Source organism: Photorhabdus kayaii (assembly GCF_025384895.1).
Classification (GTDB): Bacteria; Pseudomonadota; Gammaproteobacteria; order Enterobacterales; family Enterobacteriaceae; genus Photorhabdus; species Photorhabdus kayaii.
The window spans coordinates 27638-44326 of record NZ_JAJAFZ010000040.1 but is presented as its reverse complement, the minus strand read 5'-3'; the positions used below and the strand labels follow the sequence as shown (position 1 = coordinate 44326).

Annotated in this window: 14 protein-coding genes; 7 read left to right on the top strand and 7 right to left on the bottom strand. The window is 40.7% G+C overall.

All coding sequences use genetic code 11. The features are described 5' to 3' along the window. Positions 1-40 precede the first annotated feature (40 nt). From LGZ98_RS14915 to LGZ98_RS14895, 5 genes are all read left to right on the top strand, one after another. Positions 41-307 carry a hypothetical protein gene (locus LGZ98_RS14915; RefSeq protein WP_113026470.1) on the top strand — a complete coding sequence of 89 codons (267 nt, stop codon included), beginning with the start codon at positions 41-43 and terminating at the stop codon, positions 305-307. 452 nt (positions 308-759) lie between these two features. Beyond that, positions 760-2427: an FAD-dependent oxidoreductase gene (locus LGZ98_RS14910; RefSeq protein ID WP_158536472.1), complete on the top strand. Its 1668-nt coding sequence runs from the start codon at positions 760-762 to the stop codon at positions 2425-2427. Positions 2428-2485: 58 nt separating this feature from the next. Beyond that, positions 2486-2680, top strand: coding sequence for a hypothetical protein (locus LGZ98_RS14905; RefSeq protein WP_158536473.1), 195 nt, complete (start codon positions 2486-2488; stop codon positions 2678-2680). A 240-nt stretch (positions 2681-2920) separates the two neighbouring features. Next, positions 2921-3370, top strand: coding sequence for a cupin domain-containing protein (locus tag LGZ98_RS14900; protein WP_113040938.1), 450 nt, complete (start codon positions 2921-2923; stop codon positions 3368-3370). A 696-nt stretch (positions 3371-4066) separates the two neighbouring features. Next, positions 4067-6739 carry a beta-N-acetylhexosaminidase gene (locus tag LGZ98_RS14895; protein WP_113040939.1) on the top strand — a complete coding sequence of 891 codons (2673 nt, stop codon included), beginning with the start codon at positions 4067-4069 and terminating at the stop codon, positions 6737-6739. Positions 6740-6820: 81 nt separating this feature from the next. Here the strand turns inward: LGZ98_RS14895 and fur are convergent, their stop codons facing one another. The 7 genes from fur to LGZ98_RS14860 form a co-directional block, all read right to left on the bottom strand. Next, complete coding sequence (gene fur, locus LGZ98_RS14890; RefSeq protein WP_113040940.1) at positions 6821-7267, bottom strand: ferric iron uptake transcriptional regulator; 447 nt, start codon at positions 7265-7267, stop codon at positions 6821-6823. Between the two features lie 366 nt (positions 7268-7633). Further along, positions 7634-8164: a flavodoxin FldA gene (fldA, locus tag LGZ98_RS14885; protein WP_112878100.1), complete on the bottom strand. Its 531-nt coding sequence runs from the start codon at positions 8162-8164 to the stop codon at positions 7634-7636. Positions 8165-8338: 174 nt separating this feature from the next. Next, complete coding sequence (ybfE, locus tag LGZ98_RS14880) at positions 8339-8626, bottom strand: LexA regulated protein (protein ID WP_049583800.1); 288 nt, start codon at positions 8624-8626, stop codon at positions 8339-8341. 138 nt (positions 8627-8764) lie between these two features. Continuing rightward, positions 8765-9736 (bottom strand): GlxA family transcriptional regulator, encoded by a 972-nt coding sequence (locus LGZ98_RS14875; RefSeq protein ID WP_113040941.1) that lies wholly within the window; start codon positions 9734-9736, stop codon positions 8765-8767. Positions 9737-9923: 187 nt separating this feature from the next. Next, positions 9924-12074, bottom strand: a complete 2151-nt coding sequence (locus tag LGZ98_RS14870) for a type I secretion system permease/ATPase (protein WP_113040942.1) — start codon at positions 12072-12074, stop codon at positions 9924-9926. 2 nt (positions 12075-12076) lie between these two features. Next, positions 12077-13432 carry an HlyD family type I secretion periplasmic adaptor subunit gene (locus LGZ98_RS14865; protein ID WP_262978237.1) on the bottom strand — a complete coding sequence of 452 codons (1356 nt, stop codon included), beginning with the start codon at positions 13430-13432 and terminating at the stop codon, positions 12077-12079. Then, positions 13425-15530 carry a peptidase domain-containing ABC transporter gene (locus tag LGZ98_RS14860; protein ID WP_262978236.1) on the bottom strand — a complete coding sequence of 702 codons (2106 nt, stop codon included), beginning with the start codon at positions 15528-15530 and terminating at the stop codon, positions 13425-13427. The genes LGZ98_RS14865 and LGZ98_RS14860 overlap by 8 nt, the downstream gene beginning before the upstream one ends. A 322-nt stretch (positions 15531-15852) precedes the next feature. Here LGZ98_RS14860 and rtxH point away from each other — a divergent pair, with 322 nt between their 5' ends. Further along, positions 15853-16203 (top strand): protein RtxH, encoded by a 351-nt coding sequence (rtxH, locus tag LGZ98_RS14855; protein ID WP_113040945.1) that lies wholly within the window; start codon positions 15853-15855, stop codon positions 16201-16203. A gap of 21 nt (positions 16204-16224) precedes the next feature. Then, on the top strand, positions 16225-16686 hold the full coding sequence (gene rtxC, locus LGZ98_RS14850; RefSeq protein ID WP_228901297.1) for an RTX toxin-activating lysine-acyltransferase RtxC: 462 nt from the start codon (positions 16225-16227) through the stop codon (positions 16684-16686). The last annotated feature ends 3 nt before the right edge of the window (positions 16687-16689 follow it).

Sequence of the window (16689 nt, the reverse complement as noted above, 5' to 3'; positions counted from 1 at the left end):
ATCCAGTAATTAGAGTTGATTATGGAGAAGGTAAAATATTGTGAATGGAGGTTTTTATGAAAATACTGTTATCGCAGCTATAAAAAGATTAATTCTTGCTGAATCTCCCGATGTCTCTGAGTTTGAACGCATGGAGTGGTTCTTTAACATTCACAAAGATGTGTTCCCACCAACTTACTTTCAGTCCACCGGTATTTTTACTAAGAATTTAGGATACCTCTTTTTTGGAATTAAGCTACGGCGTAAGAGTTATTGTTTTTATGACAGCATGAGAGAGGAATTATCAGATTATTGTTTATTATATTAAGGAAACGATAAAGAATACCTTGTTTAGTATAGTGTGATATAAGGTAAATGAACTCGTTTCTGTTAAATATGGCGATTTATTTTAAATATTAAAAAATAGTGAAAAATTTGATGTTGTTTTTTTTGAACTTTAATTTTTTATTTATTCTTGAAAGTGACTCTTTTAAAAGGGAAACTTATCATGTGTTTGACGAAACACAATATATAATATATAAGCGTTTCCTTAAAGAAATGAGAAAGTATCACAATTACTCAGGAAAAAGAGTTGTGGAGCTTAACCGCCAGGGAAATGAAACGGTGTTTAGTGAATGATGCATAGAGCATGGCTATAACTATTTTGTTTTATATGAGGAGAGAGGAAAAGGAAATAATTCGCAGATATATAAATTTTTTAATTAATATATTTGGTATGAAATATTTATTGTTATTAATCATTATTAAGGAGAGTATATTTTGACTTCGGAAAATATTTCTGTATTACCAGTTGCTATCGTTGGTGGTGGACCCGTTGGTCTAATGTTGGCTTTATTCCTGGATTTATATGGTGTTCGTTCCGTTATCTTTAATTTGGAGGAAGAGACCCGATGGCAACCTAAAGGCAGTACCCATAGTGCCCGTATTATGGAGCATTTTCGTCGTGTAGGTATATCTCAGCCTATTCGGTCATTAGGTGTGCCAAAAGAGTTCCCTTTGGACGTATCATATTTTACTAAGTTTAATGGATGGGAGCTTGCACGGATTACGTTACCGTCGGAAATGGAGAAAATGTCTATGTGCGAAAATGCGGCTTCGACAAATTCCGTTCCAGAACCAATAATACGTGCAAATCAAATGTATGTTGAAAGGTTTCTACTACAACATGCAAAGAGTCGTCCAAATATCATAATAAGATATGGCTGGCGCGTTAAAGATTTTATCCAATATAAAGATGAAGTAAAACTTTATGCGGAGCATATTGATGGAAAGTATGCTGATGAAGTCTGGCAAGCAGCATATATGGTTGGGTGTGATGGCGGACAGAGCTTTGTTCGATCTAAACTTGGTATAGTTTACGAAGGAACCGTTGAAGCTAAGGCAGGTTTTCTAACGGGTGGAATGGTTTCCAGTTATATCCGTGTTCCCGGAATTCACCAGGGATTATTACGAGACAAAAAATCCTGGATGTATAATATTGTCTCACCTAGGGAAAATATGTTATTTATCTGCCTGGACGGTGAAGATGATTTTTTATTTGTGACCCAGAGTAAGGATGGGAAAGTTATCGATGATTTGGAAGTCGTTCGCATAGCTCAGGCAGGAATAGGTTCAGATATTGAGGTATTAGTCCTTGGCAATACGATATGGAAAGGCGGTGTTGCTCTCGTTGCTGATAAATATTCTGAGGGTAGGGTATATTTAGCAGGAGATTCTATTCACTTATTTGCTCCCACCGGTGGTTTTGGCATGCATACGGGGATCGACGATGCTAGCAATTTAGCTTGGAAAATTGTTGCGTCTATAAATGGTTGGGCAGGTAATGCGTTAATGGATTCTTATGAAAGCGAGCGTCGTCCAATTGCATGGAGAAATACTGCCGTTGCTCGTTCTTATACCCAGCAGACAGCATCACTATATGTGCCTGCAAATTTGGAAGATGCGGATTATGCGGGTGAGCTGGCGCGTGAAAAGATTAATACTGAGCTAAGTCATTTTCGCTGTCAATTTACTTCTATCGGAGTGGAACTTGGTGCCCGATATGATAGTTCTCCTCATATTATTAATAGCGATCCCGTACCGGATGATGATTGGCTTAATTATAAACCAAGTAGTGTACCCGGAGGGAGATTGCCGCACTTATGGCTCACACCTATTCCTGGCACAAGGGTATCTCTGTTCGATATTTTAGGCACTGGATTTAGCTTGCTTCGGGTAGGATCGCATTTTCCCGATATATCTGAATTATTAGCTCAGGCACATCAACGTAAAATTCCGGTCAAGATTATTGATCTTCCCGGCCATGATGCTTGGCAATTATATCAAACTAGGCTCCTTTTAGTGCGTCCTGACCAATATATTGCCTGGAGAGGTGATAGGGTTCCTAGCAACATAGGTTCAATATTGGATAAAATTGTCGGTAGGTAAGTAAAGGGATGATTTTCTGGGATGAAGATATTAACGCTAATGAAATAGGGATCACAATATGATGGTTAAGGCGGATGTTTTTATGGCAGGTAACAGCCCTTTTGGTAATATCTATACCCTATGGATTTCAAGATGCATCGCGACGGCAAGGGAACGAATCCCCGGGAGCATAGATAACTATGTGACCGGGGTGAGTGAGTGCAGCCAACAAAGAGGCAACTTGAAGGATAACGGGTATAGAACGATAATATAGTTCAACCACCACTGTTATTACGCAGAATGATGCAGTTAATATTATAAAAAAACTTATCGGTAATTTTGATGGCACTTCTTGTGCGTTTGTTAGAAATTACGGACATATGACATGGTATTGTTAAGATAATTAGAGAAGATAGGCAGAAATGATAACTAAGATAAAATATGTTGAGTATTATTTCAAGATGGTTAAAAAATACAAATTTTACAATAAACTACAATATTAGAGGTAATTATAGTGAAAAAAACGTTTTTCTCATCTGGAGACTTTGGTAAAGTTCCCGGAGAGTTAATTGAAGATAAGCCTACTCAATTGATTCATGAAAATGTATTGAACTCTGAAGTGAGTCAAGATTTGAATTTCTCAAATGAAAGGCGCCATAAAGTGGCTATGGTTAATTTACCCAGTAAAGTTCTCAGTATGACTCTGGGAGGGTTACAACCTGGACAATCGACCCGTAAACACAGACATAGTTATGAAACCATAATATATATCGTTAATGGGGAGGGGTATTCACTCATTGGTGAACAACATATTTCATGGAAAGCCGGTGATGCGATCTATATTCCTGTATGGGCATGGCATCAACATGTTAATAGTGGTGCTATTGATGAAGTATTCTATATTGCATGTGAGAATGCGCCAATGTTGCAAAACTTAGGTCTTGCTGTTCGTGAAGAGCTTTGAATTTAAGTAAGTGTAGGTTTTATAGATTTGTATTTAAAAACAGATAATGATTTCACCGGGATAGAGGTTATTAGCAGTATCCCGGTGGTTTATATATATTAATTGCATCTCAATGATTGAATTTTTTATTCAGTTAAACTCTGATCATTTAATGATTCTCTATAATAGAAAAACAAATCACAATTGGTAGTTTATTTTTTTAAATATTATCATTGGTAAATAATTTTATATCTATTTTAGTTGGAAAGCATTTGTATTAGTCAATCTATTTTCCAGTATGTTTTTTATATTGTTAATCTTTCGTTTTTGTATTATTTTACATTTTTATATCAATGAGGCATATAACTTTTATCTCGTTCCTTTTTAATGTGTTCTCTGTCATGTTTTACAAAAAAATCCTTTTTTCACTATTGATAATTTGTGGTGCGAAAAATAATCTTTATAGATGTCGATTAGATGATTTTAATTTTATTTCTTAATGTAATGTTTTTTATTTTATAAATCGATTTACATTTTTGGCAGTAATTTTATGGTTATATATGGCGTAAAGATTGGTATTTTTTTCCAAAACGAGAAAGCGATTAAATTCAACGTCATCATGCCGTTTATTGTCTTCTCATGGCTCATTGTTGCTGTTCTTAGTGCTTCTGGGCAGCGGCTTACCTTACATAACGTTTGTGTTTGAAAGAGGTAATAATGAAGAAATTTAAATTGCATACATTAGCAGCACTGACTGCAACAGTTGGACTTATGGGTTCTGTGTATGCTTCCCAAACAGCGCAGCAAGTGGTTGATGCACTGAGTCAATTAAAAGTTAATTATAAGGTCATTGATAATCAGGCGGGAGATCACGGTGTTAACTGCGCAGTGTTGGGGGCTGACTGGGCTAAATGTAATCGAGTGGATATTACTTTAACCAATGGTAATCAGGCGATTGACTCTGTTGACTGGGCGATTTATTTCCATAGTATTCGCCAAGTCCTGAGCGTAGATAATGAACAGTTCAAAGTCACGCGTATCACGGGCGATTTACATAGACTGGAGCCGACCGAAAAATTCACCGGTATTAAAGCTAATGAGCAGGTAAAACTGCCGTTTATTGGAGAATACTGGCAGATTTACAGCACTGATTTTCTACCTCGCTGGTATGCAACGTCGGGTGATGCGAAACCTAAAGTGCTTGTTAGTACAGATACAGAAGATCTAAGTCAATTCTTATCTGCTTTCACCGGTGATCAATGGAAACGCACACAGACAGATAACAATATTTTGATGACACCTGAAAATCGTTATATGAAGAATTTGCAGGTCAAAAAGGTTGGATCAAAAAAGTTGCGTGGGCAAATTATCCCGACACCAAAAGAGGTTCAGATTTTTACCGGGGATGCTGATTTATCTGGCGGGGTAAGGCTGGAATTAGGTGGTTTAAATGACGAGGCAGTTATTCTTGTCAGAAAACGTTTTACTGATCAAGGAATTAAATTAGAGAATAGTGGCTATCTCGTTGCGACCCAGATTGTCTCTTCAGATTTTACTGGTGATTTGCAGGTTAAAGGAGCTTACCGTCTAAATATTACCCAACATGGGGCACAAATTGTTGCTTTTGACCAATCAGGAGTGTTTTACGGTCTTCAATCTCTGTTGTCATTAATTCCTGTTGATGGCGATAGGAAGATTGCTACTTTGACGGCAAAAGATGCGCCCCGCTTTGAGTATCGTGGGGTTCTCCTTGATGTAGGGCGTAATTTCCACAGTAAACAGGCTGTTCTGCGTTTGCTCGACCAAATGGCAAGTTACAAGCTGAATAAATTCCATATTCATCTGTCTGATGATGAAGGTTGGCGTTTGGAAATTCCTGGATTACCTGAGTTGACGGAAGTTGGCAGCCAGCGGTGTCATGATTTAAGTGAAACTAAATGTTTGTTACCACAACTGGGTTCAGGCCCCGATAACAACATGGGTAGCGGATATTTCAGCCGTCAAGATTACATTGATATTTTGAAATATGCCAAAGCCCGTTATATCGACGTTATTCCTGAAATTGATATGCCAGCCCATGCTCGTGCCGCTGTTGTTTCTATGGAAGCCCGCTATAAGAAATTAATCGCTCAGGGAAATGTGAAAGGGGCGAATGAATATCGTTTGCTGGACCCAACAGATACCACCAGAGCAACATCTGTTCAGCTCTATGATCGTCGCAGTTATTTGAACCCGTGTATGGATTCTTCAAAACGGTTTGTTGAGAAAGTCATTGGTGAAATTGCCGCTATGCATAAAGCAGCAGGCTCACCATTGGAGACTTGGCATTTCGGGGGAGATGAAGCGAAGAATATCCGTTTGGGAGACGGATTCCAGGATAAAAATGGTCCTATCGTACCGGGTAAGGGCATTATTGATAAAAATGCGGAAGATAAACCATGGGCTAAGTCTCAGATTTGTCAGAAGTTGATAGAACAGGGGGTTGTGAAAGACATTGATCATCTTGCCAGCGACTTTGCAATTGAAGTGAGCAAAATTGTGAATGCTAATGGCATCGAAAGGATGCAGGCGTGGCAGGATGGTTTTAAACATGTTGGCAGCGCTAAAGATTTTGCCACCAAACGCGTTGGGGTGAATTTCTGGGACGCTCTCTACGATGGCGGCTTTGATTCAGTCAATGATTGGGCGAATAAGGGCTATGAAGTGGTGATATCTAGCCCAGATTATATTTATCTGGATATGCCATATGAAGTTCATCCACAGGAGCGTGGCTATTATTGGGCGGCTCGTTTTAACGATGAAGCTAAGATCTTTAGTTTTGCACCCAATAACATACCTCAAAATGCTGAAACTTCCGTTGACCGTGATGGTAATGCATTCCGTGCGAAAAGTGATAAACCGTGGCCGGGCGCTTATGGGCTTTCAGGTCAAGGATGGAGTGAAACGGTTCGGACTGATGAACAGATGGAATATATGATTTATCCGCGCTTGTTACCGCTGGCGGAACGGGCATGGCACCGGGCCAGTTGGGAGCTGGATTATGTTCCGGGCCAGGTATATCAGCGTGGAGAAACGTATAAAGTCGATATAGATGCGCTTAATCGTGACTGGACCCGGTTCGCTAACCTGATAGGGCAACGTGAGCTTAGTAAACTGGATAAAGCCGGCATTGCTTACCGTCTACCGGTGCCGGGGGCTAAGGTAAAACGTGGCATTTTGCGGGCTAATGTTGCTCTGCCTGGGTTGGTAATCCAGTATTCGACGGATGGCGGTCGTCACTGGGAAGTTTATAATAACCATAAACGTCCAAGAGTGAGGGGTGATGTGTTGATCCGTTCTGTCAGCCCGGATGGTAAACGTTATAGTCGAATTGATAACGTAAAGGCATGATAATGTTGTAGCAAGAGGGGAACCCTGATGGGTTCCTCTCTCCTCTCTAGGTAGATAAAAAATTAGTGGTTCAGGCGTGAATTATTTCTCGTCATGTGCGCTACTATCTTCGCGGCAATTACCGGCAGAGCAGTGACCATATAAATAAAGACTGTGGTTTGAAAGCTTAATCCCATAACGGTCAGCAATGTTCTTCTGGCGTTTTTCGATATATTTGTCACTGAATTCAATGACCTTACCACAGTCCAGGCAGATTAAATGGTCGTGGTGGTGTTGTTGAGTGAGTTCAAAAACCGATTTGCCACCCTCAAAGTTATGGCGGGTGACAATACCGGCATCATCAAACTGATTCAACACGCGGTAGACAGTAGCAAGTCCAATCTCTTCACCGTTATCAATCAGTTTCTTGTAGAGATCTTCCGCACTGACATGGTGGTATTCAGGCTCCTGTAACACTTCCAATATTTTCAGACGAGGAAGTGTAACTTTAAGTCCAGCATCTTTTAATGCCTTATTGTTGTCGGTCATGCGGATTCAGTCCTGTTACTCAGTAAAGTGAACTTAGTGATACTTCAAAAAGTACCAGTTAGTTATCAGATTATGATTATAGGCATGGCTAATGAAAATGAAAACCACGTTAACCTTAACTTTCATTACACATTTTGCCAGAATAATCGTTTATAAAACGCAGGAATAACCTTACTATTTATCATGCTTAGGCTGTTTTTTGCCATTCTTCGTAATAAAAAGCGGATTTAAGCAGTGTTCTGACAAAAGTAATAGCCTTTGAATGCGATCCCACAGGGCGAGTGAAGCGAGTCACTTCTCAACCTACCGTGGGTTCACTATTGATAAGAAATGGCCTGCACCAATTACGCTTACTGGGATAGGCCGCTATCCTGCAAGAATTTCTGACAAACTCAGCTCTTCGTAGATCTGTTTAGTCCAGGCATTAACACGCTCTTCTGTTAATTCTGGTTGGCGGTCTTCATCAATAGCAAGCCCAATAAAATGGCTATCATCAGCCAGACCTTTTGATTCTTCGAAGTGATAGCCCTCGGTTGACCAATGACCAACAATAATGGCGCCGCGGGGTTCAATAATGTCACGGATAGTTCCCATAGCATCGCAGAAATATTCCGCGTAATCTTCCTGATCACCACAACCAAAAAGGGCGACCAACTTCCCTTCAAAATCGATCTCTTCCAGAGTAGGAAAGAAATCATCCCAGTCACACTGTGCTTCACCGTAGTACCAGGTCGGGATGCCGAGCAGCAGAATATCGAACTGTTCGATATCTTCTTTGCTGCTCTTGGCAATATCATGAACTTCTGCAATGTCGGAACCCAGAATTTTTTGGATCTTTTTGGCAATATTTTCTGTGTTGCCGGTATCGCTGCCAAAAAATATACCTATAATTGCCATAGGATAATATAACCTCTTGTTTTATTTGTGTATTTCTGTATGAGATATACGTATAAAATGTTAAAAATCAGTAGAAAAGGTTCTGATTGTATTAATAAAAAAACAAAATCCTATTCTGACTAAACAGTCAGGACAATTCTGTCAAATTTGTGTGATTTCGTGCCTTCAATGCTATCAAGTCGTGATGTTACTTTCTGCTAACTGGGCCAGCAAAATTTGCTCGATGAGTTCACTGCGGCTGATGTTGCGTTGCTGTGCAAGAAAGTTAAGCGCATCTACTGCATCAGCATTTATTTTCAGCTCCACACGACGCAGACCGCGCACCTTATCACGGCGAAGTTGGTTACGCTTGTTGACTCTGAGTTGTTCATCCCTGGAAAGTGGGTTGGTTTTTGGGCGCCCCGGTCTGCGTTCATTTGCGAACAAATCCAGAGTGGTGCGATCCATTTGTTCTTTTGCCATAAATTCAATTAGTAAAGGGCGTATACCATAAAATATAGCACGCCATGATACCCCAGCTTCTAGTGTATCGCTACTGCCTGACAAAGATAAAAACGGCGTCATTGCTTATCTGTAAAGGATTGTGGTTGAGTTTCCGTTTTAGCGGTGTTGGTATTTTCTACGGTACTCTATTGGTGTTAACCCATTAAGTTTCTTGAATAACTCTCTGAAATAGCGAGTATCTTCATAGCCAACTTCATGGCTGATTTCTTCTATGGTCTTATTCGATTTTTCCAACCGGCATTTCGCCAGAGATAGTCGAATCTGTTGGATATATTGAATAGGTGTCTGGCCGGTTGCAGTCTTAAAGCGCCGCTTCATCTGTCTTTCACACAGATGAATTTTATCGGCCAAATTGCCAACTGATAATCTGTCTGATGGGGCAGAATGCATCCAGTCTTGTAGTTTGTGGATTAATGTATCTGAATGTTGGCGATAGGGTACAAAACTTGCGAGAGTATGAGAGGGGAGACCTTCCATATTATGACCAAATATGAACTGACTACAGGTTTCCCTCGTATTTTGACCATATATCTGTTCAATAATATGCATCATGACATCGTTGTATTCATAGGTGCCAGAAGTACAAAAAATATTGTTATCGCTGGTGACTTTTATTTCTGAATGTAACTGTACTTGCGGAAACATGTCCTTGAATAATTTGGTAAATAGCCAGTGTGTGGTGGCTTTGCGGTTATTGAGTAAATTAGCTTTAGCCAGTATAAAAGAACCTGTACAAACGGAGACGATAGGAACATTTTTTTCTCCCATCATCTGGAGCCAATCTAAGGTTTCTTGAGTACAAAGATCGAAATCGCAATAAGGGGCCCCAATTGAACCCACCAGGACAATATCTGTTTGTTTTATTTCTCCTATGAGTTTATTAGGTTTTAGCCGAATACCCCCCATCCCGACAGCATCCTGATTATCCTGTGTGACAATATTGATTTCTGGCTCCGGCGCTCCGGCTAAACGAGCAGCAGTGGTTAAAATTTCTATTGGGCCAGTAATAGAAGTCAGAGATCCTCCTGAAAATACTAACACGCTTAAAGAAACTGGATTCCTGTCCATAAGAATTCTCCAACTTAAAAATTAAGATGTATCAAGATATTTCATTGCCTAACATCTTAATAACTTATTGTAACAATTTAAATAAGTTAATTACATTGAATTATTTTTTTTGAACAAATAAGTAAAATAAAAAATAATTTCAGCCAAAACTTATTCCGTCTTTGTTTAGAGTTGGCTGAATTGTCATTTAATTTTCGCCAACTTGTTGATGCCACAGATGCGCGTATAAGCCGCCTTGCTGGAGCAATTGGTCATGCGAGCCAAATTCGATAATTTGTCCCTGATCTAACACACAGATTTTATCCGCGTGGCGAATTGTATTGAGCCTATGAGCAATGCTGATCACTGTTCTGTTACGGCATATTTCGTCCATATTTGCCATGATTGCCGCTTCGGATTCATAGTCCAATGCTGAGGTGGCTTCATCAAGGATCAGAATAGTTGGGTTGACCAGGAGCGCTCTTGCTAATGCGATTCTCTGTCTTTGACCACCTGAAAGATTGACTCCTTTTTCCCCAACTGGATGCGCAAAACCGTGAGGGAAGGATTGAATAAATTCAATGGCCCCCGCTAACTCAGCGGCACGATAGACTTCTGCATCTGTTGCGTTGGGCTTACACAGCCGAATGTTATCGGTGATACTGCCAGAAAACAGGATACTTTCCTGGAGCACAACACTCATATTGCGGCGTAAAGAGACGGGATCAGCAATAGCCAAATCCATGCCATCAATCAAAACTTGTCCATGTTGAGGTATGTACAACCTTTGTAGCAAACGGGTGAGAGTACTTTTACCTGAACCGGACGGTCCAGTTATACCAATAAATTGACCCGATTTTATCAATAATGACAGGTTCGCCAGAACTTCTGGCGTGTCGTCATGGTAGCGGAAGCGAATATTTTTGAATTCAATTTGGCCTTCCAGCTCAGGTACAGAAGCTAATCCCTGTTTACTGTTTTCCATTGGCTCATCGAGAATATCCCCCACACGTTTCAAGGCGATTAACGTATGCTGAAAATCCTGCCAAACCTGTGCGAGCCGGAGGATAGGTTGCGTGACATGTCCGGCCAGCATATTGAAGGCGATAAGTTGCCCCGGAGTCAGTTCACCGCGTAAGACTTCTGTCACCCCCCACCATAGGAGGATCGCGGCGGTAAATTTCTGGACAAAATCGATTCCCTGTCCTGCGATTAAACCGCTTTTCTGTGCCGCGAAGCTTTTAGTCAACTGTTGGCTGAGAATACGTTGCCACTGATGTAAGAAACGGTTTTCAGTCGCGGTGGTTTTGATGGTTTCAATCCCAGTGACGGCTTCAGTCAGAAAGCTTGTTGCATTTGCATCGGTTTCATATTCTGCTTCTACTTTGCGGCGAATAACCGGCCCGGCGATTACCCAGAATACGAAGTAAACAAAAAGTGAGCCAATAACAATCCAGGTTAGTATCCAGGCGTAATAAAACATGATGCCAATAAACATGATGACGAAAATTAAATCCAGCAACAGCATCAGGGTAGAACCTGTCAGAAACTGGCGGATTTGAGACATCTCTCTGACTCTGGCAATGATCTGCCCTGTTTGCCGTTGCTTAAAATATTGCAGCGGCAATCCTGCCAGATGACGATACAGTCGGCCGGAGAGCTCAGAATTTATCTGGCTTGCCATGTGCCCAAACACGGTGTTGCGCATAAAGCTATACAAGGGTTCGGCAAGGGCGATAGCTAGCATGGCTATACCTAATACATGCAGGCTAGATAAACTTCGTCCTACTAATACCTTATCGATGATGTTTTCAAATAAGATCGGACTGGTCAGGGCAAATAACTGGAGAACTATGGCAAACAAAAACAGATCTCTTATCTGATTTTTCTGTCGGAAAATGGAGGGATAAAACCAGCTCAAGCCGAATTTGACATGCTTTTTAGTTAATTCCTGATCTGCGATTAAAAGAATCTTATATACATTCTCTTTATTACCCGTAGATGTAGATAAGGAAAGCGATTGCGTTTGTTCAGTCACAGGATCGAGAATGGTAACATTGTCATTCTCGATTTTAATGAGTACCCACCATTGTTGTTCCAGCTCAATCAATGCCGGTAAGGGTAATGTTGGCCCTGTGTTGACAGTTAATTGCTCAATTTTACTGTGTAGCCCAATAGTGTTGGCGGCTTCACGCAGCTGTAAATCACTCAGATATAAGGAGTCAAAACCCAGGCTGTGCTGAAGTTGATCAACAGTAGCTGACTTATGAAATTGTTTCCCCACATAGACGATGCAATTTAGCGCCTGATTATGAGTGTAGTTACTGGAATCAGTGGCAGAAGAAGGTAATAGGTTCACGATTATTTCTCCCTCAATGCTTCGGATTGATACTCTCTGATAGGGCTCAAGAGATAATCGATAACGCGGCGTTGGTCGGTTTTGATTTCAGCGACGATTGACATACCTGGGGTAATTTCAACCTGGGTATCGTCTATGGCAATGCTATTACTTTTAAGGCTCACTTGAGCGGGAAAGACCAATCCTAACCGTTCATCGGTGGTTGAATCTCTGGATATACTCAGCAGTTCGCCGTCAATCGTGCCGTAACGTGTATAAGGGAAAGCATCTACCTTAACGGTGACTAGTTGGCCTGGATAAACAAACCCGGCGTCTTTGTTTAAAATTTGCACTTCCGCCAACTGCACATTGTCATCAGGGACGATCACCATTAAGTTTTGTGCTGGTTGCAGTACCGCGCCTAATGTATGGACGCTGAGTTGTTGAACTGTTCCTGTAACGGGGGAGCGAATGACTTCAAGTTGCTCCCGTACCTGAGCTTTTGCCAGCTCTTGCTCTAAAACGACCAATTGAACTTCGGCCTGTTTTCTTTTATCAAACCATTCGCGCTCTTTTTGTGTTTTCAGGCTGTTTAAGCGTTCTTCCAGGCTAATATATTGCGATTGCAGAACATGAAGCTCCGCATTTTGTTGGGCAATCAGGCGTTCTGTTTCCAGAAATTCTTTTTCCTGTTCAAGATATTCAACTTTACTGATCACTTGTTTTTGACTTAAGGTTTGACGTGCTTTTAAACGCTGGCTGATATTTTGCCGGAGCTTAGTGAGCGCATTGATATCGCTTTTTCGTGATTGTTGAGAAGAGAGATTGACGTTCATCTCTGCTTTCAGATTTGTTACAACAGCTTCGTATTCTCTTTTCTCCCGGGAATAGTTGTCAGCAACTTGTGTTTGTTGAGATGCCGGCAACGCCTGAAACAGTTCCTGTTCTGTCGGTTCCTGCTCTTTTGTCAAAGCCTGATAACGAATTTTTTCGTGGGCTTGATATTCGATCTGCTTTAATAACCGGATGATATCCTCGTTAACACCGAGTGTATTGAGTGTCAGAAGTGGGGCGTCTTTCTTTACCTGCTGCCCATTCTGAACATGGATAGCGGTTACTCTGCTCTGTTCGTATGCCTGAATTATCTGAGAACGGCCAGAGACAATTAGGCGACCGGTTGCGGTTGCCTGAACATCCAACTTACCCAGATAGGCCCAGAGCAAGGCTATGATAATGCCGATACTGAGCATTATTGCAGTGTAGCGGGCAAAAGGCGACGGTGGTCGTTGTGACAACGCTAAATGTGTCGGTAAAAAGTCATAGTGCCGTGGGCAAGGGCGCAACCAGGTTTTAATTTTATTCTTAAAAGCTTTAATCATGACAAGGCATCTCCTGTTTTAATTCTTGTTGTAACTGCCAGAGCTTCCGGTACTGTCTACCGTGGTTAAGTAGCTGTTCATGGGAGCCTTGTTCGAGAATTTCCCCCTGTTTAAGAACAATGATGCGATCACAATGACGTACAGTTGAAAGGCGGTGTGCGATTGTGATAACCGTTCTGCCTTGGGCAATTTCTGCCATATTGGATTGAATGAGTGATTGTGATTCATCATCAAGCGCACTGGTTGCTTCATCAAGAATGAGAATTTTGGGGTTAGTCAGGAGAGTGCGGGCAATAGCCAGCCGCTGACGTTGACCGCCGGATAAAGATTGTCCGCCTTCTGCGATAGTTGTGTCATATCCCATCGGCAGCTTGAGAATAAATTCATGAGCACCCGCCAGCTTAGCTGCTTTAATCACGGTTTCCAGGTCGGCGTCAGGTTTTGACTGGGCAATATTTTCATATGCCGTTTTGTTAAATAAGAAATTTTCTTGTAAAACCACACCGACTTGCTGTCTGAGTGTTTCAATATTTATATTTTGTAATGGGATTCCATCTAAGGTAATTGCGCCTATTTCTGGGGTATAAAGGCGGAGTAATAAACGAGCCAATGTACTTTTTCCGGAACCAGAGGCACCGATAATGCCAATGGTTTCTCCGGCTCTGATATCGAGCGTCAATCCTTTAATCGTTGGTGGAATATCGGGTTGATAGCGAAAAACAACATGGTTAAATGAGACTGCTCCTTGCAGTGTGATTTGCTGCTGGCCGGATTGATGCTCGGTTGGCAGGTTTAACATATCTCCTAACTTATCGACGGCCACCCGTGTTCTGATAAATTGTCCCCATAGTTCCACTAATCTGGCTAATGGTTGGGCCGTGTGATTTACCATCATATTGAAGGCGATCAACTGACCGATGGTCATTTGCAGTGATAAAACCTCTGATGCGCCTAACCAGAGAATTGCCGCACTGGTAACTTTTTGCAGTAGCATAACAATATGGTTTGAGCGATTACCCAGTTGCTGTACTGCATAACTAGTATCGACCATCTTCTCAGTCTGGCTATCCCAACGGCGAACGAATTTGGGCTCTACCGCCAGACTTTTCAGGGTTTCAGCACCAGAAACCGTTTCAGTCAGAAAAGAGGTATTTATTGCTGCATGGGTGAATTGTTGTTCAACCGCTTTTTCCATACGAGGCGTTACCCACCATGCCAAAATGGCATAAAAAGGGAAGGTTGCGAGAAAAACCCAAGTTAGTAGGCCGGATAACAGGCTCATCACGTAGATGAAAATAAACATAAATAGAACATCGACAGATAAGGTGAACATTGAGCCGGTCAGGAACTCTCTAACGGTATCCAGTTCACGCACCCGAGTAACAATAGCGCCCACTTGGCGGGATTTAAAAAAGAGTAAAGGTAGCCCGAACAGATGCCGGACTAGTTTTAATCCCAGTTTGATATCAATGCGGTTTGCGGTGTGAGCGTATTGGTATTCTCGTAATCCACGCAAAATCACCTCGATGATGCCGGCGATGATTAAGCCAAAGACTAATACATCAAGTGTTGATAGCGCTTGATGGATTAAGACCTTATCCATTACCACTTGAATAACCAAGGGAGAAATTAGCGCAAGAATCTGTAACACAAAGGAAAATAACAGTATCTCACATAGATTTTTCTTTTGTGCCAGAAATTCTGGAATAAACCAACGGATGTTAAATTTAGCTTGTTTCTGTTTTATTTTAATCCATTTTCCATTCCACTCTTTTATCAGCCTTTCTTCGGACCATATTTCAGGATTTTCTTTATCAACCCTCTGTATTAGTGAGCTTTCTTTATTCGATTTGGCTAAAACAAAGGGTAGGCCATTATTATCAAACAAGATTGCGGGTAGAAGTATATTATGGTGCTTTTTGCCTACGGAATTTTTACTTGAAATCGATAAATTAAATTTTTCCTCTATATTACTTATAGATGAATAATAACAATTAGATTTTTTTAATTTATCAATGTCAGTGATGTTTTCTTTTCTATTATATATCATCAATATTAATTTTAATGATGCTATGGTCAATTTCTCAATTTTATTCATGAAAAAATATCTTTAAAATCCACAAAATATGAATTAAAACAAATGGTTATATTAATTTTGTGTAGCATTTAAGTGTTGCTTATTATCTTATATTTATTGTCATTATCGATGTGGGTAAATGGGACTATATATGTGGGGTAAAAGGACTTTTTGGGTGTAAATGTTGATTTTGAGTTTTTTCTCTATATTATTTCATTGGTTTTTTTACTCTTAATGTATTTATAGATATAAAAATTCAAGATACCCGTGAATCAAATGTCTTCTTTGTTGTAAACATTGTGTAACTTCATTAATAAATTGTTTATTTTTGGTAAATAAAAATATGTCTGAAAAATTCGTACAAACCATCTCTAGTGTTAATTATAATAAAGGGATTTTTTCTCTTTATTTCGTTGGTCAAGAACCTAATCGTATGGCGAATGGGATAATGGCAGAAAATGATAATGAACTTGAATTAAAGCAAGTTATCCATATGCCAGCATCGGGATTTATGTATATGGTTTCGATGGTTAAAAATATGTTGGAAGATCCACGAATGGCGGCTGAATTTGACAAATTGGTTGCAGCCGGGTTTTTACCTGCGCCACAAGTGGCTGAAGAGCAAATTGCATCGGAATCTATAGCGGAAGAACCTGCTAACGCTAAAAAACGCCTATCTAAAAATACAAAATAAGATCTCATGGTTGATTAGCGGATGGCGATTATACATCAACCAGTGAAACTGAATAACGCAGAAATTCAAGCAATGATTGGAGGAGTAATGCTGCTAAGTCAGCATTCTCCTCTGCATCGGAGATACCTGGTGTCCGAGTGGCAACAGCGTATCTTGCCTTCATTTGAGTTGAATCAGTTTTGCTATTACGAAGATGAACACGGGCACCCAATCGCCTTTTGTAATTGGGCTTTTTTATCTGAGCAGAATCGAGATGAGCTTCTTTCGGGAGAAAGAGAGCTTATCCACACCGACTGGCGCTCAGGTCCACATATCTTTTTTCCCGAAATGATTGCTCCTTTTGGTCACGGGCGTGAAGTTGCCAGGGATTTGCGCCGCCGTGTCTTTTTGCCGTGGAAAGGCCAGAAAGCTTGTACTGTCCGCGGGAAGCTGGATGTTCAAAATAACCGCTGTATTCGTCAGGTACAGTGGTTTTTTGTTTAATTT